This is a genomic window from Microbacterium pollutisoli, assembly GCF_053586795.1.
The window spans coordinates 264912-287905 of the sequence record NZ_JBNYWT010000003.1; the positions used below are offsets into that span (position 1 = coordinate 264912).

Annotated in this window: 23 protein-coding genes and 1 tRNA gene; 20 read left to right on the forward strand and 4 right to left on the reverse strand. The window is 68.9% G+C overall.

Annotated elements, in window-relative coordinates:
- The first annotated feature begins 71 nt into the window (after positions 1–71).
- The 9 genes from ACQ143_RS09170 (at position 72) to ACQ143_RS09210 (ending at position 9026) form a co-directional block, all read left to right on the forward strand.
- Positions 72–707, forward strand: coding sequence for a DUF624 domain-containing protein (locus tag ACQ143_RS09170; protein WP_449570385.1), 636 nt, complete (start codon positions 72–74; stop codon positions 705–707).
- Between the two features lie 224 nt (positions 708–931).
- Positions 932–2266 carry an ABC transporter substrate-binding protein gene (locus ACQ143_RS09175; protein WP_449570386.1) on the forward strand — a complete coding sequence of 445 codons (1335 nt, stop codon included), beginning with the start codon at positions 932–934 and terminating at the stop codon, positions 2264–2266.
- Positions 2267–2387: 121 nt separating this feature from the next.
- Complete coding sequence (locus ACQ143_RS09180) at positions 2388–3230, forward strand: carbohydrate ABC transporter permease (RefSeq protein WP_449570387.1); 843 nt, start codon at positions 2388–2390, stop codon at positions 3228–3230.
- On the forward strand, positions 3227–4063 hold the full coding sequence (locus ACQ143_RS09185; protein ID WP_449570388.1) for a carbohydrate ABC transporter permease: 837 nt from the start codon (positions 3227–3229) through the stop codon (positions 4061–4063). Before ACQ143_RS09180 ends, ACQ143_RS09185 begins: the two co-directional genes overlap by 4 nt.
- Before the next feature lie 31 nt (positions 4064–4094).
- Positions 4095–5165: a LacI family DNA-binding transcriptional regulator gene (locus tag ACQ143_RS09190; protein WP_449570522.1), complete on the forward strand. Its 1071-nt coding sequence runs from the start codon at positions 4095–4097 to the stop codon at positions 5163–5165.
- Positions 5166–5236: 71 nt separating this feature from the next.
- Positions 5237–6358, forward strand: a complete 1122-nt coding sequence (gene arsB / locus ACQ143_RS09195; RefSeq protein WP_449570523.1) for an ACR3 family arsenite efflux transporter — start codon at positions 5237–5239, stop codon at positions 6356–6358.
- Entirely contained in the window at positions 6358–6753 is a 396-nt protein-coding gene (locus ACQ143_RS09200; RefSeq protein WP_449570389.1) for an ArsR/SmtB family transcription factor, read from the forward strand. Before arsB ends, ACQ143_RS09200 begins: the two co-directional genes overlap by 1 nt.
- Positions 6754–6809: 56 nt before the next feature.
- A complete protein-coding gene (locus ACQ143_RS09205; protein WP_449570524.1) occupies positions 6810–7151 on the forward strand; it encodes an arsenate reductase ArsC in 342 nt (113 codons plus the stop codon).
- 213 nt (positions 7152–7364) lie between these two features.
- A complete protein-coding gene (locus ACQ143_RS09210; protein WP_449570390.1) occupies positions 7365–9026 on the forward strand; it encodes an ABC-F family ATP-binding cassette domain-containing protein in 1662 nt (553 codons plus the stop codon).
- Positions 9027–9047: 21 nt separating this feature from the next.
- On the opposite strand, the gene ACQ143_RS09215 is transcribed toward ACQ143_RS09210, so the two are convergent.
- Positions 9048–9311 (reverse strand): hypothetical protein, encoded by a 264-nt coding sequence (locus ACQ143_RS09215; RefSeq protein ID WP_449570391.1) that lies wholly within the window; start codon positions 9309–9311, stop codon positions 9048–9050.
- Positions 9312–9513: 202 nt separating this feature from the next.
- On the reverse strand, positions 9514–9717 hold the full coding sequence (locus tag ACQ143_RS09220) for a cold-shock protein (protein ID WP_449570525.1): 204 nt from the start codon (positions 9715–9717) through the stop codon (positions 9514–9516).
- A 683-nt stretch (positions 9718–10400) separates the two neighbouring features.
- Here ACQ143_RS09220 and ACQ143_RS09225 point away from each other — a divergent pair.
- The 10 genes from ACQ143_RS09225 to ACQ143_RS09270 all read left to right on the forward strand — a co-directional run bounded on the left by ACQ143_RS09225 (position 10401) and on the right by ACQ143_RS09270 (position 19909).
- A complete protein-coding gene (locus ACQ143_RS09225; RefSeq protein ID WP_449570392.1) occupies positions 10401–11480 on the forward strand; it encodes a LacI family DNA-binding transcriptional regulator in 1080 nt (359 codons plus the stop codon).
- Positions 11477–12397, forward strand: a complete 921-nt coding sequence (locus tag ACQ143_RS09230; RefSeq protein WP_449570393.1) for a ribokinase — start codon at positions 11477–11479, stop codon at positions 12395–12397. The genes ACQ143_RS09225 and ACQ143_RS09230 overlap by 4 nt, the downstream gene beginning before the upstream one ends.
- Positions 12398–12405: 8 nt before the next feature.
- Positions 12406–13440, forward strand: coding sequence for a nucleoside hydrolase (locus ACQ143_RS09235; RefSeq protein WP_449570394.1), 1035 nt, complete (start codon positions 12406–12408; stop codon positions 13438–13440).
- A 64-nt stretch (positions 13441–13504) separates the two neighbouring features.
- Complete coding sequence (locus ACQ143_RS09240; RefSeq protein WP_449570395.1) at positions 13505–14353, forward strand: ECF transporter S component; 849 nt, start codon at positions 13505–13507, stop codon at positions 14351–14353.
- Positions 14354–14359: 6 nt separating this feature from the next.
- Positions 14360–15139: an energy-coupling factor transporter transmembrane component T family protein gene (locus tag ACQ143_RS09245; RefSeq protein ID WP_449570396.1), complete on the forward strand. Its 780-nt coding sequence runs from the start codon at positions 14360–14362 to the stop codon at positions 15137–15139.
- A complete protein-coding gene (locus ACQ143_RS09250; RefSeq protein WP_449570397.1) occupies positions 15136–15984 on the forward strand; it encodes an energy-coupling factor ABC transporter ATP-binding protein in 849 nt (282 codons plus the stop codon). Before ACQ143_RS09245 ends, ACQ143_RS09250 begins: the two co-directional genes overlap by 4 nt.
- A complete protein-coding gene (locus ACQ143_RS09255) occupies positions 15981–16796 on the forward strand; it encodes an energy-coupling factor ABC transporter ATP-binding protein (RefSeq protein WP_449570398.1) in 816 nt (271 codons plus the stop codon). Before ACQ143_RS09250 ends, ACQ143_RS09255 begins: the two co-directional genes overlap by 4 nt.
- Positions 16793–17629: an EamA family transporter gene (locus ACQ143_RS09260; protein WP_449570399.1), complete on the forward strand. Its 837-nt coding sequence runs from the start codon at positions 16793–16795 to the stop codon at positions 17627–17629. The genes ACQ143_RS09255 and ACQ143_RS09260 overlap by 4 nt, the downstream gene beginning before the upstream one ends.
- A gap of 121 nt (positions 17630–17750) precedes the next feature.
- Positions 17751–18209 (forward strand): hypothetical protein, encoded by a 459-nt coding sequence (locus ACQ143_RS09265; protein ID WP_449570400.1) that lies wholly within the window; start codon positions 17751–17753, stop codon positions 18207–18209.
- On the forward strand, positions 18206–19909 hold the full coding sequence (locus ACQ143_RS09270; protein ID WP_449570401.1) for a DUF5671 domain-containing protein: 1704 nt from the start codon (positions 18206–18208) through the stop codon (positions 19907–19909). The genes ACQ143_RS09265 and ACQ143_RS09270 overlap by 4 nt, the downstream gene beginning before the upstream one ends.
- A 13-nt stretch (positions 19910–19922) precedes the next feature.
- On the opposite strand, the gene ACQ143_RS09275 is transcribed toward ACQ143_RS09270, so the two are convergent.
- The gene (locus ACQ143_RS09275) at positions 19923–20876 is read right to left on the reverse strand and encodes an ATP-grasp domain-containing protein (protein WP_449570402.1); all 954 of its coding nucleotides are present in this window, start codon (positions 20874–20876) and stop codon (positions 19923–19925) included.
- Positions 20877–20997: 121 nt separating this feature from the next.
- On the opposite strand from ACQ143_RS09275, the gene ACQ143_RS09280 reads away from it, so the two are divergent.
- Positions 20998–22761, forward strand: a complete 1764-nt coding sequence (locus ACQ143_RS09280; protein ID WP_449570403.1) for an HNH endonuclease signature motif containing protein — start codon at positions 20998–21000, stop codon at positions 22759–22761.
- Positions 22762–22831: 70 nt separating this feature from the next.
- Here the strand turns inward: ACQ143_RS09280 and ACQ143_RS09285 are convergent.
- Positions 22832–22919: transfer RNA gene (locus tag ACQ143_RS09285), tRNA-Ser, on the reverse strand.
- Between the last annotated feature and the right edge of the window lie 75 nt (positions 22920–22994).

Genomic DNA, 22994 nt, shown 5'->3' on the forward strand with positions numbered 1-22994 from the left:
CGCGCACATCGCAGGCGGTTCCCAGCGCGTCGCCGGTAGGGTGGACGCCGTCATCAGTCAGAGGGGGAGCCGTGTTCTCGCGGATGTTCGACCGTGCCGGCCCACTGTGGCGCGCCGCGAACAGCATCGGCGACATCATCGTCGTCAACGTGCTGCTCGTGCTGACTCTGTTGCCGGTGGTCACCGCCGGAGCAGGCTTGACCGCCGCCTATGACACCGCACGTCGGGTGCTGGCCGACGAGGACCAGGGCGCAGCCCGCACGTTCTGGATCTCATTCCAGGCCAACTTCCGCGCCGCCAGTGCGTTGTGGGCCGTCGTCGGACCGATCGGTGCAGCGGTCGCCGCAAGCTGGGTCTTCATCCGGATCGACGAGCTGTTGGTGCTGAAAGTCTTGCTGACCTGGGTGTATCTGTTGATCTTTCCGTTCGTGTGGACGATGCAGGCACGGTTCGAGAACACCATTGGGCGCACCTTGCGCAATGCGGTGATCGTCGCCGTGGCCCGGCTGCCCCATGCGCTGGGCGTCCTCGCCATCCACGCCGTGATCGTCGCCGTGACCGTGGCGACGTGGATCATGCTGCCCCAGATCGTGGTCATCCTCCTACTGCTGGGCTATGCCCTCGCGGTGTTCGCGGTCACGCCCTTGCTGCAGCGGGCCATCGCGGTGCTCATGCCACCCGCACCGGCCGGCGTCGACTCCGTCTGAGGTGGTGCCGGGCGTCGGGTGCAGGCGCGCCCGCGCCGGACCGTGCCCGTCTGTGATTAGTCACGGCCTGCGCAGTGTTGCATCCGCGCCGATCGGTGCGTATCGTGTCGTCCGAGCCCCGGAACCGATTCCGAAAGCCCGACGAGACGGACGGGGTTCCGCGATGCGGCGTGGCGCGGTATCGCGTGAGTGTCCTCGATCCAAAGAAGGAAGGCCCAGGACGAATGAACAAGCGCAGGATGGCGACCGCGGTCGCCGCCGGGATGACCGTGGCGGCCCTCACCGGCGCCCTCGCCGGCTGCAGCAGCGCCGAAGGCGACGGTGATGCCGAGGGCAAGGTCTACTACCTCAACTTCAAGCCCGAGCAGGCCGAAGACTGGGTGGCTCTGGCCGAGGCCTACACCGACGAGACCGGTGTGGCCGTCGACGTGCAGACCGCAGCATCAGGCACGTACGAGACCACGCTCAAGTCGGAGATGGCCAAGAGCGACGCGCCGACTCTGTTCCAGGTGAACGGCCCCGTGGGGCTCGCGAACTGGAAGGACTACGTCGCCGACCTGTCCGACACCGCGATCTACGAGCACCTCAACGACCAGTCGGTGGCCCTGACCGGTGACGACGACGAGGTCCTGGCCGTCCCGTACGTCATGGAGACCTACGGCATCATCTACAACAAGAAGATCGTGAACGACTACATCGCCCTCGGTGATGCGGCCGTGGCATCCATCGACGAGATCACGGACTTCGACACGTTCTCCGCCGTCGTCGAGGGAATCCAGGAGCACAAGGACGAGCTGGGCGTCGAAGGCGCCTTCACCTCGGCCGGCTTCGACTCGTCGAGCGACTGGCGCTTCAAGACGCACCTGGCCAACCTGCCGCTGTACTGGCAGTTCGCCGCCGACGGCGTCGACGGTCAGCCCGCCGAGATCAACGACAGCTTCCTCGACGGCTACCAGCGCATCTTCGACCTGTACATCGACAACGCCACCGTCGAGCCCTCGACCCTGTCGGGCAAGACGATCGAAGACGCGAACAGCGAGTTCGCGCTGGGCAAGGCCGCGTTCTACCAGAACGGCACCTGGGCCTACGGTGACGTCTCGGGCCAGGCCGTGGCCGATGAGGACCTCGGCATGCTGCCGATCTACATCGGCGCGGACGGCGAGGAGAATGCAGGCCTCGCGACCGGTTCGGAGAACTACTGGGTCATCAACAACGAGGCATCCGCGGCCGACCAGAAGGCGACCAAGGACTTCCTCGAGTGGGTCATCACCTCCGACACCGGACGTGACAGCCTCGCGAACGCCATGGGCTTCGTGACGCCGTTCGACACGTTCGCCGACTACCTGCCCTCGAACCCGTTCGTGCAGGCCGACGCCGCGTACACCGAGGCCGGCAAGACCGCCGTCACCTGGAACTTCACCGTCATGCCCTCCGAGGAGTGGAAGAACGGCGTCGGCCAGGCGCTGCTGCAGTACGCGCAGGGCACTGGCGACTGGGCTGCGGTCGAGACCGCCTTCGTCGACGGCTGGGCCGCGGAGTACCAGCTCACCAACGGCTGATCCATCCCTGAACGTGGATGCCACGGCATCCACTCGCGTGCCGGTGGCGGCGACTGCGGTCGCCCCGCCGGCACCACCACGCACGCACTCCGCGTGCCGGGCCCGCGCAAGGAGCACGCACATGAAGAAGTCCCTCGCCCGCTGGGGGTGGCTGTTCACCGGACCGACGGTGGCGGCCTTCATCATCGGGTTCATCATCCCGTTCGTCCTGGGCGTGTACCTGTCGTTCACCGAGTTCCGCACGGTGACCAAGAGCACGTGGGTGGGGCTCGACAACTACGCGAAGCTGCTGGGCGACGAGACGTTCGCGCACTCGCTGTGGTACACCGCGGCGTTCGCGCTGGTGACCACGGTGCTCATCAACGTCTTCGCGTTCGCGATCGCGTACTTCCTCGTGAAGAACTTCCGTGGCAAGAACGTGTTCCGTTCGGTGTTCTTCATGCCGAACCTCATCGGCGGCATCGTGCTGGGCTACATCTGGCTGCTGCTGCTCAACGGCGTGCTGGGGCTGTGGGCGCGGTCGATCACCTATGACGCGACCTACGGGTTCTGGGGCATGGTCATCCTCATGTGCTGGCAGCAGATCGGCTACATGATGGTCATCTACATCGCCGGGCTCCAGTCGGTGCCCACCGAGCTGATCGAAGCGGCCGAGATGGACGGCGCCTCGCGCGGCCGCACGCTGCGCAGCGTCATCATCCCGCTCGTGATGCCATCGATCACCGTGTGCACCTTCTTGACCATCACCAACGGCTTCAAGATGTTCGACCAGAACCTTGCGCTGACCAACGGCGCACCGTCGCGGCTCTCCGAACTATTGGCGCTCAACATCTTCAACACGTTCTACGGCCGCACCGGATTCGAGGGGGTCGGGCAGGCCAAGGCCGTCATCTTCCTCATCATCGTGGCGGTCATCGCCCTGGTGCAGAACCGCTTCGCCCGCTCGAAGGAGGCCGCGCTGTGAACGACAAGCCCCGTCGCCCGTGGCTGTGGACGGTCACGTTCACCGTCATCGCGCTGGCCTACCTGTATCCGATCGCGCTCGTTGTCATCAACTCCTTCAAGGGTAAGGTGCACATCGCCGACAACCCGTTCGCGCTGCCGAATGCGGAGAGCTTCGTCGGCTGGCAGAACTACATCGACGGCGTTCAGAAGACCGACCTGTTCGCGTCGTTCGGCTGGTCGCTGGTCATCACGGTCGGCTCGGCGCTGCTGATCCTGGCGTGCACGTCGATGACTGCGTGGTGGATCGTCCGCATGGACAACCGGTACGCCAAGACGCTGTACACGTCATTCCTGTTCAACCTCGTGGTGCCGTTCCAGATGGTCATGTTCACCCTGTCGTGGCTGACCGACTACCTGGGGCTGGGCAACCCGTTCGGGCTGTGGATCATCTACCTCGGCTTCGGCGCGGGGCTCGCGGTGTTCATCTTCACCGGGTTCGTGAAGGGCATACCGTACGAGATCGAAGAAGCCGCCACCATCGACGGCTGCGGTCCGGTGCGCACGTTCTTCCTCGTGGTGCTGCCGATCATGAAGCCGGCGGTCATCACCGTCGCGATCCTCGAGGTCATGTGGCTGTGGAACGACTACCTGCTGCCGTACCTCACGCTGGACCTGAAGGAGTACATGACCATCCCGATCTCGGTGCAGTACCTCAAGGGTGGCTACGGCGCGGTCGACATGGGTGCCATGATGGGCGTGCTGGTGCTCGCGATGATTCCCGTGATCGTGTTCTATCTGTTCAGTCAGAAGCACATCATCCGCGGCGTCGTCGCCGGTGCCGTCAAGGGCTGACCGCGAGAAGGAGCACCGCGCCGTGGCCGAGATGACCATCAAGGAGCTGGCGCGCATCTGCGGCGTCGCGGTCTCGACGGTGTCGCGCGCCATGAACGACCGGTCCGACGTGAATCCGGCCACCCGGGCGCGCATCCGCGCCGCAGCCGAGCGGTACGGCTACGTACCCAACGCGAGTGCCCGGCGGTTGAAGATCGGCACGACCCGCACGATCACGGTCATCATCCAGGGTGAATTCGGCCAGCTGCTCATCGAGGTGCTCGAGCATCTCGAGCAGGCCTTCGCCGACGCCGGGTACGACATGACCATGTCGCACATCGCCGACCAGCACGCGCATGCCGCGACCGTCGAGCGCATCGTGCGCGAGGGCAAGTACGGGGGAGTGGTCTTCCTCGGCCGGTACGGTTCGGCCGACCGTGAGGCGTCAGCCGCGCTCAGCCGGCGGCTGGCCGAAATCGATGTGCCGATGGTGTTCTGCACGACCCCCGACTACTCGGGATCGGCGGCGCTGCACTCATCGATCTCGGTCGACGACCACTCCGGCGCGCGCGACTTGACGACACATCTGATCGAGCGCGGCCACCGGCGCATCGGGTTCATCGGTGCCGGTGACGAGCACGACCGTGAGCACGCGTGGGCATTGCGCCTGGCCGGTTACCGGTCCGGACTCGAGGCCGCCGGCATCCCCTACGACCCGAAGCTGGTGGTCGCGTCGGCCGCACCCGACCAGATCTACACGATGGTCAACGGCTACGAGTCGGCGCGGCGCTGGCTCGCCGACGGCGCGGCGGTGGATGCCGGTGCGACGGCACTGTTCGCGGTCTGCGACGCCGCCGCGATCGGCGCGGCGCGCGCCCTCAGCGAGAGCGGCCGGCGGGTGCCCGACGACATCTCGCTCGTCGGCTTCGACGGACTCGACATCGCGCAGTACTACGTGCCGCGGCTGACGACACTGGTCCAGCCGGTGGCGGAGCTGGCGCAGAGCACCGCGCGCGTGCTGATGTCGACGATGGACGACCCGGGACGGGCCCGCGAACAGGTCTGGATCCGCGGGCGCCTCGTCACGGGTGAGTCCGTGAAGACGCTCGCTGTGTCAGCCTGACGCTGTTGCATGACGTCGCGGCAACTCCCGTTGCATGCTGATTCGAGTTCCGTCAATATAGAGGCATGTCTATGCAGTCCGGCGTGTACCTCGTCGATGACGCACCCGCCGCGCCGGAGGCGACGAGGCTCTCGACCCTCGACCGGTGGCTTCCGCTCTGGATCGCGGGAGCGATGATCTCCGGACTGTTGCTGGGCCGGTTCGTGCCCGGCGTCGCCACCCTTCTCGCGCAGATCGAGGTAGGGGGGATCTCGGTGCCGATCGGCCTCGGCCTGCTGGTGATGATGTATCCCGTGCTGGCGAAGGTCCGCTACGACAAGGTGGCCGCCGTCACCGACGACAAACGGCTTCTCGTCTCGTCTCTCGTGCTGAACTGGCTGGTCGGACCGGCGTTCATGTTCGTGCTGGCCTGGGTGTTCCTGCCCGATCTGCCGGAGTACCGCACAGGCCTCATCATCGTGGGTCTCGCACGATGCATCGCGATGGTCATCATCTGGAACGACTTGGCGTGCGGCGACCGTGAGGCCGCTGCCGTGCTCGTGGCGATCAACTCCGTGTTCCAGGTCATCGCTTTAGCGTTGCTGGGGTGGTTCTACCTCGCAGTCCTACCCGGGTGGCTCGGTCTCGACACGCAGGGGCTCGACATCTCGATCGGTCAGATCGCGCTGAATGTCATCGTCTTCCTCGGCATTCCGCTGGCGGCCGGCTTCGCTTCGCGGCTGATCGGCGAGCGCCGCCGGGGCCGCGACTGGTACGAGCGGGCCTTCCTCCCCAAGGTCGGACCGTGGGCGCTGTACGGGCTGCTGTTCACCATCGCGCTGCTGTTCGCCCTGCAGGGCGAACAGGTCACCTCCCACCCCTGGGACGTCGCGCGTATCGCGTTGCCGCTGCTGGTGTACTTCGGTGTGATGTGGTTCGCGGGTCTGCTCGTCGGCAAAGCGCTCGGGCTGGGGTACGCCCGGTCAGCCACCCTGGCGTTCACGGCGGCGGGCAACAATTTCGAACTCGCCATCGCCGTCGCGATCGGAGCCTTCGGCGCCGCGTCCGGGCAGGCGCTGGCAGGCGTCGTGGGCCCGCTCATCGAAGTGCCCGTGCTCGTCGGCCTCGTCTACGTCTCCCTCTGGGCTGCGCGGGCGTGGTTCCGGACCGATCCCACCGCACGTGACCGCGTCACCGAAGAGAGGACGCCGTGATGGCCACCATCATCGATCCCGTCGCCGCCGACGGCGTGTGTGCTCCGGCATCCACCCACGCCATCGACGACGCAGCGGCCACCACGGTGGCGGCGACGCTCAAGGCGCTCGCCGATCCGCTGCGTCTGCGGATGCTGTCGGTTATCGCGTCCGACCCTCGCGGGGAGGCGTGCGTGTGCGACCTGACGGAGCTATCGGACGTGTCGCAGCAGACGGTGTCGCACCACCTCAAGGTGCTGCGTGAGGTCGGGCTGGTTTCCGCCGAACGGCGTGGCACGTGGGTCTGGTATCGCTTCACCCCCGAAGGTCGCCCAGCCGTCACGATGCTGCTGGACTCGTTCGCGCCCCTTGTACCCGCACTCATCCCCGCCCACCGATCTGGAGAGCCCGCGTGAACACTCGCACGCCCGCCGTCCTGTTCGTCTGCGTTCACAACGCCGGTCGCTCGCAGATGGCCGCGGGGTTCCTCCGGGACCTCGCCGGGGACCGCATCGAGGTGCGCTCGGCCGGGTCGATGCCCGCCGACCAGATCAATCCGGTGGCGGTCGAGGCCATGGCCGAGGTCGGCATCGACATCACCGCCGAGCAGCCCAAGGTGCTGACCACCGATGCCGTGCAGGACTCGGATGTCGTGATCACGATGGGCTGCGGCGATGCGTGCCCGTTCTTTCCCGGCAAGCGCTACGAGGACTGGACGCTGGACGATCCCGCAGGGCAGGGGATCGAGGCTGTCCGTCCGATCCGCGACGACATCCGAACTCGTATCGAGCAACTCGTGAGCGAGCTGATCTAGCGCCTGGGCGCACAGCCGCCGCCCATCTGCACCCGGTACGCTGTCATCCGTGCATCTGTACTTCTTCATCTGATCGACGCCTTGGCGTGCTGCTCGTCGAGTCTTCCGAGCGTGCGCCACGGTCAGCCGACCCCACGTGGGTCCGTCCATCAGATCCTGCGCACGCGCGCGCGCCTCGACGCGCGACGCTCGTGCGCTCATACCGGAGTACTCATGCCCATCACCCCTCAGCGCGCTCGCGCGCAGATTCTCGCCGCCGACGTCACGATGACGCGGGGCGCCCACACCGTCCTCGACCGCGTCGACTTCGTCGTCTCGCCGACCTCGCGCATCGCGATCGTCGGTGAGAACGGCCGTGGCAAGTCCACACTGCTGCAAGTGCTCGCCGGCGCGCTGACACCCGACGCGGGCACCGTCACGCGCATCGGCACACTTGGTGTCGCCGATCAGGAGATGCCCGCCGACGACGGCCGCACCGTCGGCGACGCCGTCACCGCTACGATCGCCGACGCCGTCGCCGCGCTCGCCGAACTCGAAGCCGCCTCGGAGGCCCTCACCGGCACCGCTCCCGGCGACGACCCCGCGGTTGTCCCCGAGCCCGGCGACGCCGCGCGCGCGGCATCCGACCGATACGCTGCGGCCCTCGATCGTGCCGTCGCGCTCGACGCGTGGGATGCCGAGCGTCGCGTCGACATCGCGCTCGAAGCGCTCGGCGCCGAGACCGACCGGGCACGCCCGCTGGCCGCATTGTCGGTCGGTCAGCGGTACCGCGTGCGGCTGGCGTGTCTGCTCGGCGGCGACGCGGACTTCCTGCTGCTGGACGAGCCGACCAACCACCTCGACCGCGTGAGCCTGGATTTCTTGACGTCTCAGCTGCGGGACCGGGCCGGCGGCCTGGTGCTGGTCAGCCACGACCGCGCTCTGCTCGCCGACGTCGCCGACACGATCGTCGATCTCGATCCCACGCCCGACGGGCGCCCGCGGACATACGGCGGTTTCGAGGCGTACCGCGCCGGCCGCGCGGCCGAGCGCGAGCGGTGGGAGCAGCAATTCGAGCGTGAGCAGGCCGAGCGCAGCCGGCTCCAGGCCGACCTGAGCTCGGCGCAGAACCGGCTCGTGACCGGGTGGCGTCCACCGAAGGGCGCGCCCAAGCACGGCCGGGCCACGCGCGCGGGCGGCCTGGTGCAGGCGGTGCACCGCCGGCAGGCCGAACTGGCCGCGCACGCGGTGACGGTTCCGCCGCCCCCGATGCGTCTGGCCTTCCCCGACCTGCGGGCGCGCACGGGAGTTCCGCTTGTCGTGGCCGACGAGGTCGCGGTCGCCGGGCGGCTCGCCCCGGTGTCGATCGCCCTGTCCGGCGCCGCGCACGTGCTGGTCACCGGCCCCAACGGCGCGGGAAAGTCGACGCTGCTGGACGCGCTCGCCGGGGATCAGCCGGTGGATGCCGGGCGCGTCGCCCGCGCGTCCGGGGTGCGGCTGGCCTATCTGCGCCAGGAGTCGGCGCTGCCGCCCGACCGGCGCGCCGCCGACGTCTTCGCCGAGCACGTCGACCAGTTGGTCGCCGCCGGCCGGCTGCCGGCATCCGCCGTGGTCGGGCTCGGTTCTCTGGGGCTGCTCGGTGCGCGGGAGACGGGCAAGGTGCTCGGGGCGCTGTCGATCGGCCAGCTGCGCCGGTTCGACCTGGCGCTCGCACTGGCGGCCCGGCCCCACGTGCTGCTGCTCGATGAGCCGAGCAACCATCTGTCGTTCACGCTCGTGGACGAGCTCACCCAGGCGCTGGATGCGACCGGCGCGGCGGTGGTGCTGGCGTCACACGATCGTCAGCTGCTGCGTGACCTGAGCCACTGGAAGCGCGTGGAGCTGGCGCCGTGCTGAAGGACACTCGCCCGTCATGCCTCACTGCGGTGTGTCGGGCGGGAGCGTCGGCTCGACCGGGTGGGGTGCCGGCGGCTCCGCGGGGTGCGGTGCCAGGGGCTCCTCGGGGTGCGGCGCGAGGGGTTCGTCCGGGGAGGACGGCGACGGCTCCTCCGGGGAGAGCGGCGGGTCGGGCATCGGGCTCGGCTCGCCGGGGACGGCGGGCTCGGCCGGACCGGGTGGGATCTCGTCGGGCCGCGGCGGGATCTCGCCGGGCATCGGGCTGGGAGTCTCGGGGAAGGTCATGACTCGTCCTCACGTGCGGACGCATCAGTCGATGCGCTCCGCCACCCTCCGCCGGTGCGGCGGTGTCACGCGAGGGGCTTGACCGGAGCGGTGCGGCCGTCTACCGGCATCCACTCGGGAGACCCGTCCGCCGCCCGCACACGGCATGCCGTGCCGAGGTGGTGTCGCGGGGAGGACGCAGCGCCCTCCCCGCGACGGGCGCTCAGAGCGCGCGGATGTTCGTCGCCTGCAGGCCCTTCTGGCCTGCTTCGGTGTCGAACTCGACGCGCTGGTTCTCTTCGAGGTTGCGGTGCCCGGTGCCGGCGATCGCGCTGAAGTGCGCGAACACGTCGGCCGAGCCGTCGTCGGGAGCGATGAACCCGTAGCCCTTGTCGGAGTTGAACCATTTGACGATGCCGGTGGCCATGACGTCATTCCTTCTTGTTCTGGGACCACGTGAGTGGTCCGGGTGTCCGCGGCGACGGCGCCGGCGCGGAGCGGTGTCCCCGACGACATGCGTGTCGGGGAAGGGTGGGGTGGATGCCGGTGGAGCCGCCAGAGCGGACTGCGCGGCCTCGAACGTCGCGTGCACGCCGAGGCGGGCGCTGTGGTGGTCGTAGAGCTCGAACGCTCCGCCGAGGTCGACGATGAAGCCGGCGAACTCACCGTCGCGGGTGGCGACGTGGACATCGAGATCGGCTTGGCGCCAGAGCAGGGGAGAACAGGGTGTGGACTGAAGAGTGAGGGGGATGATGCTGTCGATTCTGAGTGGGCGTCTCATGACGCCGGGGCCGAGGCAGGGATTGCGCTCAGAGAGGGCCCGTGGGTCTGACATGCGTGGCGCCGCTTTGCGCTGCGCGGGTCTGACCGCACATCAGTCTACGCGACCCGGGATGCCCCGGGACGAATCGGCCGCACGTGGACACATGGACGGTCCGATCACGCGCCGGCGAGTGGATGCCGCGCAGTGCGACCGCGCGGCATCCGGTACCCCAGCTGCCGGCCCCCTCTCCCCAGCGGTGACCGGCACTGTCGACAATGCCAGATCCTTCCGACATCGGGGCACGGCCGCCGGTCGCGCCGACGCGTCGACGCGTCGACGCGAGGTGCTTGCATCGTGGGCGCCTCGGCCGCTATGGTCACTGCCAAGACAGTAAACGCTTACGTTGCGTGGGGAACCGGAGTCGGTCGATGGTGACGCTCTATGACGTAGCGAGTGCCTGCGGGCTCTCGATCGCGAGTGTGTCGCGCGCGCTGAACGGGCAGCCGGGTGTTTCGTCGACGACGGCCGAGCGGATCAACCGCATCGCGACGGAACTCGGCTATGAGCGCAACGAAGTGGCCCGATCGCTCGTGGCCAAGTCGACGCAGACGATCGCGCTGCTCGTTCCCGACATCACCAACCCCTTTTTCCCCGAGCTCGTCAAAGGCGTCCAGTCCGTCGCAGATGAGCATGGGCTGTTGCTGCTGCTCGTCGATGCTCCTGCCGATGGGGAAATGCTGCGGGCCCGGCTCAAGGCATTGCGTCGCAAGCAGGTCGACGGCATCCTCATCGTGGCCAGCGAGTTGGACGGTGACGTCGACGAGATGTTCCCCGATACTGCGGTGGTCCTGCTCGACCGTGGCGCGAGCGATCGGCATGCGACGGTGAGTATCGACCAGGAGGCTGCCGGGTATGACGCGACCCGGTACCTGCTCGCCGCGGGACACACCCGGATCGCACACATCGCCGGTCCCCGCGAGCTGGCCGTGACCCGCGCACGGCGCGCCGGGTGGGAGCGCGCACTCACCGAAACGGGGATCCCCGCCCGCGACGACCACGTGGTCTATGGAGACTTCACCGAGGCGGGCGGCGATCGTGCCGGCGCCGAGTTGTTCGATGCCGGCGCCGCGCCGACGGGCGTCGTCGCCGCCAACGATCTGACCGCCATCGGATTCCTCGCCTGCTGTGCCCGTCGCGGACTCTCCGTACCCGAGGACGTGTCGGTCGTCGGAATCGACGGGATCGGGCTGGCCCGCTACACCAACCCGGCGCTGACCACGATCGCCCAACCGATTCGCGAGCTCGGTGCGACCGCGTGTCGGCTCCTGCTCGACCACGAACCGTCCCACGACGTCGTGCTGCCCACGACGCTCATCGCCGGGGCGAGCGTTTCCGCACCGGCGCTCCCGGGGGGAGGCGTGCCATGAGCGCACCGCGGGTCATCGTCGTCGGATCGATCAACGCCGACCTCACCTTTCTCGTCCATCGGCTGCCCGTGGCCGGCGAGACCGTCGTCGCCGACGCCACTCATCGGTCATCGGGTGGCAAGGGCGCCAATCAGGCGTATGCCGCGGCGCGTTCGTCGCGTGCTGTCGACGTGCGCATGGCCGGTGCCGTGGGGAACGACGAGGACGGACGGCGCATGCGCGCCGAACTGCGGGCTGCCGGTGTCGACGTCAGTGGCATCCGCGAGGTCGATGAGCCCTCCGGGGTGGCCATGATCGCGGTCGACCCGGAGGGAGCGAACCTGATCGTCGTTGCGCCCGGGGCCAATCACGCGTGGCCCCGCGATATCGATCTGGGGGTGGCCTCCGGTGATGTCGTGGTGTTGCAACTCGAACTGCCGCTCGACATCGTCGCTGAAGTCACGCGGCAGTCCCACGAGGCCGGTGCCACCGTGGTTCTCAATGCGGCTCCGGTCATGGCCGACGCGGCACGGCTGCTTCCCTTCGTCGACGTGCTGTTGGTCAACGACGGTGAGGCCCGTGAGCTTCTCGGTCTGGCGTCTCTCGCCGACGCCGACGTCGCCGCAGCAGCCGTGGAGCACAGCGTGGACATCGTGATCACGCTGGGCTCCGAGGGTTCCCTCGTTGCCCCGCGCGCCGGCACCGCGCCGGTGCGTCAAGCCGCATTCGCTGTATCGGCCGTGGACACGGTGGGAGCCGGAGACGCCTTCGTCGGCGCGCTCGCCGGCGCGCTCGCCGCCGGACACGATCTGCAGACGGCGGCGCGTCGAGGTGCGGCCGCCGGCGCGCTCACCGTCACCGTGCGCGGCGCACGGCATCCACAGTTGACCCCCGACGCCATCGACGACTTCCTGCGTCGAACGACCCCCCACGAATGAGGAACTCCGTGACCGCTCGCACTCCGCTCGTCGTCGATGTCGACACCGGCATCGACGACTCGCTCGCCCTGCTCTACTTGATGGCCAGCCCCGAGGCCGAGATCGTCGGCATCACCTGCACGGCCGGCAATGTCCCGGCCCGGCAGGTGGCGACGAACAACCTCGCCTGGCTCGAGCTGTGTGGATACGACGAGGTCGAGGTGGCGCTCGGAGCCGAGATCCCCATCGTGCAGCCGCTCATGACGACGGAGGAGACCCATGGGCCGCAGGGCATCGGGCATGCGGAGCTGCCGGCGCCCACCCGACACGTATCCGAACGGCACGCGACCGAGGTGTGGATCGATGCGGCCCGCAGTCGCCCGGGTGAGATCGTCGGGCTGGTCACCGGGCCGTTGACCAATCTGGCTCTGGCCGTCAAGCTGTGTCCCGAACTGCCGTCGCTGCTGAAGCGGCTGGTCATCATGGGCGGCGCGTTCAACCATCCCGGTAACACGCGGCCCACGACCGAGTGGAACATCGCGGTCGACCCCGAGTCGGCCAAGATCGTCTTCGACGCGTTCTCCGGCCTTCCCACCGACCAGCATCCGATCATCTGCGCGCTGGATGTCACCGAGCGCATCGAGATGAAGCCCGAACACATCGCAGCGCTCGCACGCGACGCCGGCAGCACGCCGGAGGAGGTCATCTCACCCGACGACCCGATCGGCCGGCGCTCACGGGCCTCGCACAAGGTGATCCGCCACCTCTCGGACGCGGTGCGGTTCTACATGGAGTTCCACCGCGCATACGACCAGGGGTTCCTGGCCCACATGCATGATCCGTTCGCCGCCGCGGTCGCGCTGGATCCGTCGTTGGCGGTGACGCGCCCGGCCACCGTCGACATGGAGCTGGCCGGAACTCTCACGCGCGGTCAGACCGTCGCCGACTGGCGAGGAATGTGGGGACGCGAGCCCAACGCCGCCATCGTGGTCGACACGGACCCCGCCGAGTTCTTCCGCCGCACGATCGAACGGGTCGGCAGGCTGGCCCGCGACGTCGGCTGATCACTGTCGAAGCCCTCTCACCTCTCCGGAAACAACCACCCGAATCGAATGCAAGGAGGCATTCATGTCCAGCAAAACACCCGTCAACACGGCGGAGCCGAAGCGGCTCCGTAACACCATCCTCGTCGCGGTCGGCGCCGTCGTCATTCTCGTGACCTATCTGTACCTCGTCATCGGGCAGCCGACGGAGGTGGCCGAGTCCGCCACGAGCCAGGCGTCGCTCATCGCCATGGGCGGTTACGTGATCGGCGCGATCCTGCTCGCGGCTGGATCGATCCACCGTCTTCCCACGGCCACCATCGCCATGGTTCCGGTCGCGATCGCGCTCAACATCGTGGTCGGTCAGATCGTCGCCGTCCTCGGCCTTCCGGTCTATCTCGACTCGATCGGCACCGTGCTGGTCTCCGCGCTCGCGGGGCCGGCAGCCGGCGTGGTCACCGGCATCCTCACGAACGTCATCTGGGGGCTGACCCTCAGTCCGATCGCGCTGCCGTTCGCGGTCGTGCAGGTCGTCATCGGCGTGATGGCCGGTTATGCCGCCCGCTACGGCATGTTCCGTCGGTTCTACCTCGCGCCGATCGCCGGCGCGGTCACCGGAGTGGTGGCGGCTGTCATCTCCGCACCGATCGCGGCATTCATCTTCGGCGGCGCCACCGGCGGGGGAACCGGTGCGATTGTAGGCGCCTTCCAGGCGATGGGTCAGTCTCTCCTGGGTGCGACGACGTTGCAGGGCCTGTTGTCGGATCCGCTCGACAAGGCGATCACCTTCACCGTCGTCGTGGTGATCCTCGCCGCATTGCCGGCACGATTCCGCCAGCGGTTCCCCTTCGTGCGGCAGCACCGCGTGTTCGGTAAGAACGCGACGCCGGTCACGAGCCGGAGCGCCGCAGCCGACGCCGAGACCAAGGGCTGAGAACAGATGACGTCGACGCTGTACGTCGATCGGGCTTCGCCGGTCCACCGGTTGAACCCGGTGACCAAGCTCGTGGTGATGCTCACTCTGATCGTCGTGGTGTTCGCTATCCCGTATTGGTGGGTTGCGGTCACCGTCATCGTCGTCGTCGTCATCCCGGCCGCCGTCGTCTCCGGCTGCGGCGGCCGGCTCACCCGCATCGGGTTGACCATCCTGCTGCCGATCATCACGGTGCTGTTCATCGTGCAGGGACTGACCTTCCCAGGCGGCAGAACTCCGATCTTCGAATGGGGCATGGTCACGGTCACCTCGGAAGGACTCTTGTTCGCGCTGGGCATCGGCTCACGGATCGTGTGTCTCGTCCTGGCTTCCGTGCTGTTCGTCCTGACCACCCACCCCGGCATGCTCCTGGCAGCGTTGACCGAGCGTGGGATGTCTCCGAAGTTCAGTTACATCATCAGCTCGACGCTGCAGCTCATCCCCGCGTTCCAGGACCGGGCCGATGCGATCCTGCTGGCGCAGCAGGCGCGGGGCCTGAAGGTCGGTCGCGGTGTGCGGGGGCGGGTGAGCGCGATGATGCCGCTGCTGGCACCGCTCGTGCTGGGGATGTTCACCGACGTCGAAGAGCGAGCCACCGCGATGGAGGCGCGCGGGTTCGGCTCCACGGCGAAGCGGACCGCGCTGAGCCCCGTGCCCGACAGCACCGCGCAGCGCATCGTCCGCTGGGCGATGCCCGTGGTGGCAGTCGCCGCCATCGCCCTCCCGATCGTGACAGGAACGCTGTGATCACCCTCACCGATATCACTTACGCCTACCCCGAAGCCGAACATTTCGCGCTCGAGCGGGTGAACCTCAACATCGCTGCCGGAGAGATCGTCGGCGTCGTGGGTGCCTCGGGTGCCGGAAAGACCACCCTTGCCAAGATCATCGCCGGGTTCATCCCTCATGTGGACGGCGGCGAGCTGACCGGAACAGTGACCGTGGCCGGCGTGGATATCGCGCAGATGAAGCTCTCCGACGCCGTGGCCAACGTGGGTCTGGTCATTCAGAACCCGTTCAACCAGATCTCCGGTGCCAAGTACACCGTGCGGGACGAGATCGCGTTCGGGCTGGAGAACCTCGGCACCCCCCGAGAAGAGATGATCGAACGCGTGGATGCCTCAGCGCGACTGCTCGGGATCTCCGCGCTGCTGGACCGTTCCCCCTATGACCTGTCGGGCGGTCAGCAGCAGTTGGTCGCGATCGCGTCGATGGTGGTGCTCCGCACACCCGTGCTGGTCATGGATGAGCCGACGTCGCAGCTCGATCCAGCCGGCACGCGCATGGTGTTCGACGTGCTCTCGTCGCTGCGGGAGGCGGGTACGACCATCGTGGTGCTCGAGCACAAGGTCGAACTGCTGCGCGAGCATTGCGATCGCATCGCCGTGATCGCGCAGGAGACCATCGCCGCCGTCGGCGAGCCGCGCGCTCTGCTGGCCGATGAACGCATGGCGCAGTGGGGCGTGACTCGCACCCGCTACACCGAGGCGGCCCGAGCCGCCGTGACGGCCGGCATCCTGCCCGCCGATGTGGCCCTGCCTGTTTCGCTCGAGGAAACCGTCGAACTGTTCACTCGGGAGAAGACGGCATGACCGGGCTGGCGCTGCGCTTTGAGAACGTGCGATTCCGCTATCCCTCCGGCACCGAGGCCCTGCGCGGTGTGACACTGCAGATCGACGCAGGTGAGCGGGTCGCCATCGTCGGCCAGAACGGAGCCGGGAAGACCACCCTGGTGCGCCACCTCAACGGCATCTTCACACCCAGTGAAGGGTCGGTGCATGTGGGCGACTGGAACACCGGCGGACGGTCGATCGCCGAACTGGCGGCACGCGTCGGCTACGTCTTCCAGAACTCCGACGAGCAGATTTTCGCGCGTCGCGTCATCGATGATGTGAGCTTCGGTCCCCGGAACCTCGGAATGGACGAGACCGCAGCCCTCGAACGTGCGCGTCAAGCACTTCAGGCGGTGGGCTTGACGACCCAGGAGGAGGTCCATCCGCACCAGCTCTCGCTGTCGGAGCGCAAGCGAGTCGCTCTGGCGGGGGTGCTCGCGATGCGCACGCCGGTGCTCGTTCTCGACGAGCCGACCACAGGTCAGGATGCCCGTGGCGTGGAGATGATCGCGCGCGTGGTCGATCGCGTGAGTGCGGAGGGGACCACCGTGGTGGCCATCACCCACGACATGGACTTCTGTGTGGAGAACTTCGACCGCGTGATCGTCATGACACAGGGCGCGGTGCGCGCTGACGGAACGCCCGAGGAGGTGTTCGCGAAAGACGATGTGGTGCAGGCTGCGCGCGTGGAGCAGCCTCAACTGATGCGGTTGGCCGAACAGCTGAGGTGGTCACAGCGACCACGCACGGTTGAGGACTTCATCGCGATCGCCGGAGGCCGGGGCGCATGACGGCCGCGTTCGCGCTGCTCGCCGCGCTGTGCCTGGGCGTCGCCGACTTCTTGGGCGGAGCGCTGTCGCGGCGCGTCGCACAGATCACCGTCCTGGTGCTGTCGCAGATGGTGGCCACGCTCGCGGTGATTCCACGAGTCATCGCCGAGCCGATCGGGCCCGACCCCGGGCCGGCACTGGTGTGGGGCGCGATCAGTGGTGTGGGGGCTGCGGTGGGCGTGGCTTCGCTGTATCGGGCGCTGTCGATCGGGACCATGGGCGTCGTCGCGCCGATCTCGGCTCTGGGCGTCGTCGTCCCCGTGGCGGCCGGCGTGATCGATGGGGATGCGCCGGGCGCGTGGCTGGTCGTGGGCATGGCCGTGGCCGTCGTCGGGTCGGTCTGCGCCAGTGGGCCCGAGATCGGCGGACGCACGGGTCACGGTGTGAAGCCGGTGCTGCTCGCACTGCTTGCCGCATTCGGGTTCGGCATGAACAACCTCGCTGTCGCGCGGGGCAGCGCGTTCGACATCTCAGCCACGCTCGTCGCGAATGTGTCGGCGACGCTGGTCCTATATGTGATCGCCCTCGCGGTGTTGCGGGTGGTTCCCCGGGCCGGGGGACGCCATCTCATCGGGATCATCGCCATCGGTGTTCTCGGCTTCATCGCCAACCTGTTCTTCGCGATCGCCAGTGAGTCGGGAATGCTGTCCGTCGTCGCCGTGTGCGCATCGGTGTTCCCGGCCGTCACGGCCGTCCTCGGGTGGTGGATTCTCAAGGAACGCCTGCTACCTGTCCAGGTGATCGGCGTCGTGCTCGTGCTGGGCGGCGTGGCGGTGGTCGCGCTCGGGCAGTGACCGGGGCGCCGGCGCTGCGCGGGGACCCGGCGTGGCCGGTCCGTGAGCCCGGCTGCGCGCCACGGCGCTGAATGCTCCGACAATGCTGGCCTGCGGCATCCGGCACCGCCATGATGATCGTATGGACACCCCTGCACGCAAGCCCGATCGCACTCTCTGGGTCGTGATCGGCGTCGTGGCGGCGCTCGTCGTCGTCGCCCTCATCGTCGTCTTCACCCGCGGCGGCTCCGCTCCGCTGGACGAGTCATCACCCGCGGGAGTCGTGCAGCGCTACACCCAGGCCGTCCTCGACCGCGACCGCGAGGCGGCGCTGCGCCACCTCGCCCCCGACGTGGCCGACCGATGCGAGCGGCTGGATCCGAGCGCCGCCGACGACGTCCGCGCCGTGCTCGACGACACCCGCGAGCACGGCGATTCGGCCGAGGTCACCGTGACGATCTCGCAACCGGCCGGCGGTGGCCTGCTCGGCCCGAACGAATACAGCTATCAGGCTTCGTTCTGGCTCGCGCGCACCGATTCCGGCTGGGTGATCGAGACGGCGCCGTGGGAGTTCGCCGTCTGTGCCGAGGTGACGCAGTGACCACGCCCCGTCAGACCGCCGCGCCGGGCGTTTCCGGCGCGCCGGGCGCGCAGGGCACCGTGCGTCGGGTGATCGTCTTCCTCCTGCTGTTCGTGCTGGTGTGCCTGACCGCGTCGGGGCTCGCCGGACTGCTCGGCCGGCTGTTCGAGGTCCGACCCGAGTTCGACATCGGCATCGGCGGCCTCGCCCTGTCGCTCGCCTTCACACTCGTCGGCGGCCCGCTGGCGGCGGTGCTGTGGTGGTTCGCGTGGCGCAGGCTCGACGGACCCGACCGCGGCTCGGTCGCGTGGGGCCTGTATCTGACCGCGATCTCGTTCACCGCGCTCGTGGTCTTCACCAGCGCGCTGCTGGGCATGTTCGCCGACCTGATCGCCGGACGGTGGGACCCCGGAGCACTGGGCACGGCCATCGCGTGGCTGGCCGTATGGGGCGCCCACCGCTGGATGCGGCTGCGCCGGCGACCGGTGCGGCTGCGCACCGCGCCCGGCGTGCTCGGGGCGGCGTACGGGCTGATCGTCGGTGTCGTCGGCGTCGTGCGCGCCCTGGCGAGTCTGTTCGACGAGGCGATCGCCCCGGCGCAGGCACACCTGGGCGGCGGATGGTGGGTCTTCGCGCTGCAGAGCCTGGTGTGGGGTGTCGGTGGCGCGCTCATCTGGTGGTGGCACTGGTACCGCGACGCCGTGCGAAGCTTGCGCGGCGGTTTCGCGGACGTCGCCCTCGTGGTCGTCGGGGTGCTCGGGGCGGCGGCGACAACCCTCGGCGGTGTCATCGCCGTACTGTACGTCGGACTGCGGGCGCTGTTCGACCCGAGCGAGCCGTGGCGCGAGATCGTGGAGCCACTGGGCCTGGGGGTGGCTGCCGCAGCCGTGGCGGCGGCGGTGTGGCTGTACCACCGGCGCATCGCGCTCGCGCGCACAGAGACCACGGCAGGGGCGATCGGCCTGGTCGAAGCCGGACTGGGGCTGATCGCCGCGGCATCCGGGATCGGCGTCGTCATCAACGCACTGCTGGCGGCGCTCACGGAGCCCCTGGCCGGGTCGGACGCCCGGGCGCTGCTGCTGGGCGGGATCGCGGCGCTCGTCGCCGGTGCGCCGTTGTGGTGGATCGCCTGGCGTCCGCCGGCCGGCCGGGTGGATGCCGCGTGGTCGAGCCGCCGGGTGTACCTCATCGCGGTGTTCGGGGTGAGCGCGGTGGTGGCCATCGTCGCGTTGCTCGTCGTCGGCTACCGCCTCTTCTCGTTCGCGCTCGAAGGCGACGGCGGCAACCTCGTGGAGCAGATCCGCGCCCCGTTCGGGTTGCTCGTGGCCACCGCGCTGATCGCCGGCTACCACTTCGCGATCTGGCGCCGCGATCGCGTCGACGCGGAAGACGAGCCGTCCGTGCCGCGCATCCGTCAGGTGATCCTGGTCGCTCCGCCAGGTGCGGACGAGTTGGCCCGCACCATCGGCGCGGTGACCGGTGCGGCGGTCACCCGCTGGGTGCGTGCCGACGCGGCGGGGGATGACGGGGGTGTGCGGGCTGGTGTCGTCAGTGACGTGGATGCCGCGGGCTCCGGTCGCGCGGATGCCGGCGGCGTGGGTGCTGCCGGGGGAGTGGACGCCGCGGCGCTCACGGACACGCTCGCCGGCCTCACTGCCCGCCGTGTGCTCGTGCTGGCCGCGCCCGACGGGAGGGTGGAGGTCGTCCCGCTCGCGGACTGACTCGGCGGGAGCGTCACCCCGCGGCGTGCAGCAGGGCGTCGGCGACCGGGGCGATCGCCTCCGGTGCCACATGCAGATTCAGCGCGGGTTCGATGAGCTCCACCTCGAGCACGATCAGGCCGTGCTCAGCGGTGTCGACCACATCGACGCGCGCGTACAGCGGCATCGGCTCGCCCGTGATGTGGCTCACCGCGCGCACCGCGTCGATGGCGAACGTCTGCTCCGCCAGGCTCGCCGGCACGGGGATCGGGTTCTCCTGATAGACGCCGCCGCGCAGCTCGCCGCCGACTTCCAACAGGGCGCCCTTCGCGATCGCGTGGGTGAAGCGTCCCTTGATGACGTACAGCGCCTTCTCCGCGCCGGCGCTCAGTTCGGCGATCTCGGGCTGGATCATGGCCGTGCCCCCGCGCGCGATGATCCGCTCGGCCAGCGCGAGCGCGCGGGGATCGTCGGCGTCGAACAGCCCGGTGTCCCGCGCGCCGGCCGACAGGGTGGGCTTGACCACGATGCGCTGTGGGCCTCCGGCATCCGCTGTGCGCGCGGAGCGCCGGCTGCGTGGGGTCCTGGCATCCACTTCTGCTGCCGCGTGAGCGCGCAGCGCCGCGCGCGCGTCGTCGAGATCGCGGCAGTACGCCGTCGGCACGGTGGGGATGCCGGCATCCGCCAGCGCGGTCAGATACGACTTGTCAAGGTTCCAGCGCACCAGCGTGGCCGAGTTGACCAATCGCGTCGCGGCGGCGGCACGCGCGACCCAGGCGGCGAACTCGTCCGCGCGCTCGGGGTAATCCCATGTGGAGCGAATGGCCACGAGGTCGAACGCGCCCAGGTCGATGCGGTCGTCGTGCCACACGACGGCCTCGGCCACCGCGCCCCGCGCGCGCAGCGCGGTCAACAGCAAGGGAGTGTCGTGGTCGGGGTCCTCAGCGGCGAACACATCGGTCGTGGCGAGGGCGATGCGCAGGGTCACGAAGTCAGCGTACGGGGCGGCGGCGGGCACGGATTCCTCCCCAATCTGTGTTCGATATACGTTGTCCACACTGTGTAGCGGATATGGAACGAATGTCCGACCCTCCTGTCAGTATGGAGCCATGACATTCCTCGCCGAGCTGACAGAGAGGCTGCGCATGGTCACCCGCCACGCCGAGCTCGACGTCGCGCCCGGTGAGCTCCTGCCCGCCGTGCGGCGGCTCGATGACGACGCGGTCGTCGCACTGCTCGAAGAGGCCGCGGCCATCTCCTCCTGCGTCGAGCGCCTCAAGGTCGTCGGAGCCGCCGTCGTCGCCGAGCGATCAACCGGCGGCGGTCTGGCTCGACGTCGCGGCTTCCGCAACCCGGTGCAGCTCGTCCAAGACATCACCGGTGGCACGCGCGGCGACGCATCGCGCACGCTGCGGGTCGGCTCGGCCCTCCTCGACGACGGGCCGGTGGATGCCGGAGACGGTCCGGCCGGTCGGGGCCCGTCGATCGAGGGCGCGGCCGGCGACGGTGAGGCCGGGGGTGACGGGGTCGACGGTGCGAGCGGCGACGTGGTCGAGGGTGGTGACGGTGTCGGCGCTGGAGGTGGCAGCGGCAGCGCGCCGGTGTTCATCTGGCACGCGGAATTGCGTGACGCCATGCTGACCGGTGCACTTTCGACCGCGCAGCACGATGCGATCCGTAACGGTCTCGGTGAGCCCGCCGACACCGAGCGCGCCGACGAGGTGTGGGCGATCGCCGCCCAGCAGCTCATGGCCGAAGCCGCCGACGTCACCGTGGAAGAGCTCCGCAAGAGCGCACGGGCGGTGCGCGATGCGCTCGACCCGGTCGGCGCCGAAGAACGGTTCGCCGAGCGCTTTGCCGCGCGATCGTGGCGGGAGTGGACGGACGAGCACGGCCGTCACCACGCGCACATCATCTACGACGACGAGATGGGGGCCTGGGCCAGCAGTGTGATCAGCGCGGCGCTGCGGCCGCGACGCGGCGGGCCGCGCTTCCTGACCGACGCCGAGCGCGCCCAGGCCGAAGCGCTGCAAGACGACGACCGTACGAACGACCAGCTCACCTACGACCTGATGATGGGTGTGCTGCGAGCCGGCGCGCTGGCCACCGCCGAGGACGTGTTCGGCGTGCGGCAGCCGGGCGTCCGCCTCGTCACGGTGAAGGACCACATCGGGCGCCGCGACATGTTCGGGCGGCTGGTGGCCATCGCGAACCTCGAAGACGGCGGCGACGCGCTGCCCGGCTCGGTTCTCGACGCGGCGCTGTGCAACACGGGGACGCTCGAGATCACCGTTTCGTCGTGCGGCAAGCCCCTCGATGTGGGGCGGGAGAAGCGACTGTTCACTTCGGCGCAGAAGCAGGCGCTGGCCATCCGTGACGGCGGCTGCATGTGGCCCGGATGTCACATGCCGGCCTCGTACTGCGAGTCGCACCACACGACGCCGTGGGCGGAGGGCGGATCGACCGACGTGGACGACGGCATCCTGCTGTGCCGATTCCATCACCTGCTGCTCCACAACGAAGGCTGGCGCGTCACCCGTGACGCGGCCCACGGAGTCTTCGTCCTCCACGCACCGACGGGGGAGCGGACCACGCTGCATTCGAAGTCGCCGCTGCGGTGGGCGTGGAGCGATCCGCCCGACCGGCCCGGCTGGCGCACGCCGCCGTCGGCGCGAGCTTCGGCCCCGGCCGCACCGCCCGCACCGCCCGGGAACCGGCCGGTGAGCGAACCACCCCGTGAGCGACCACCGGAAGGCGCCCGCCCACGTGAGGATACGTACGCCCGTGAAGGTGCCCGGTCACGTGAGGATGCGTACCCCCGTGAAGGTGCCCAGTCACGTGAAGATCTTCAACCCGCGCTGCTGCCCGCGTGATGTGGGCGACGGTCATGCCGCCCATGCGCGGAGGGTCCGCGAGACCACACCGATCACGGCGAAGGAAAAATGGCGGAGGATAGGGGATTCGAACCCCTGAGGGCTTGCACCCAACACGCTTTCCAAGCGTGCGCCATAGGCCACTAGGCGAATCCTCCAGGTCCCGCGAACGGGCCGACCGACAGTCTACCTGGTGGATCCCCGAGTCTCCGCCTCGGCCGCATTCAGGTCGT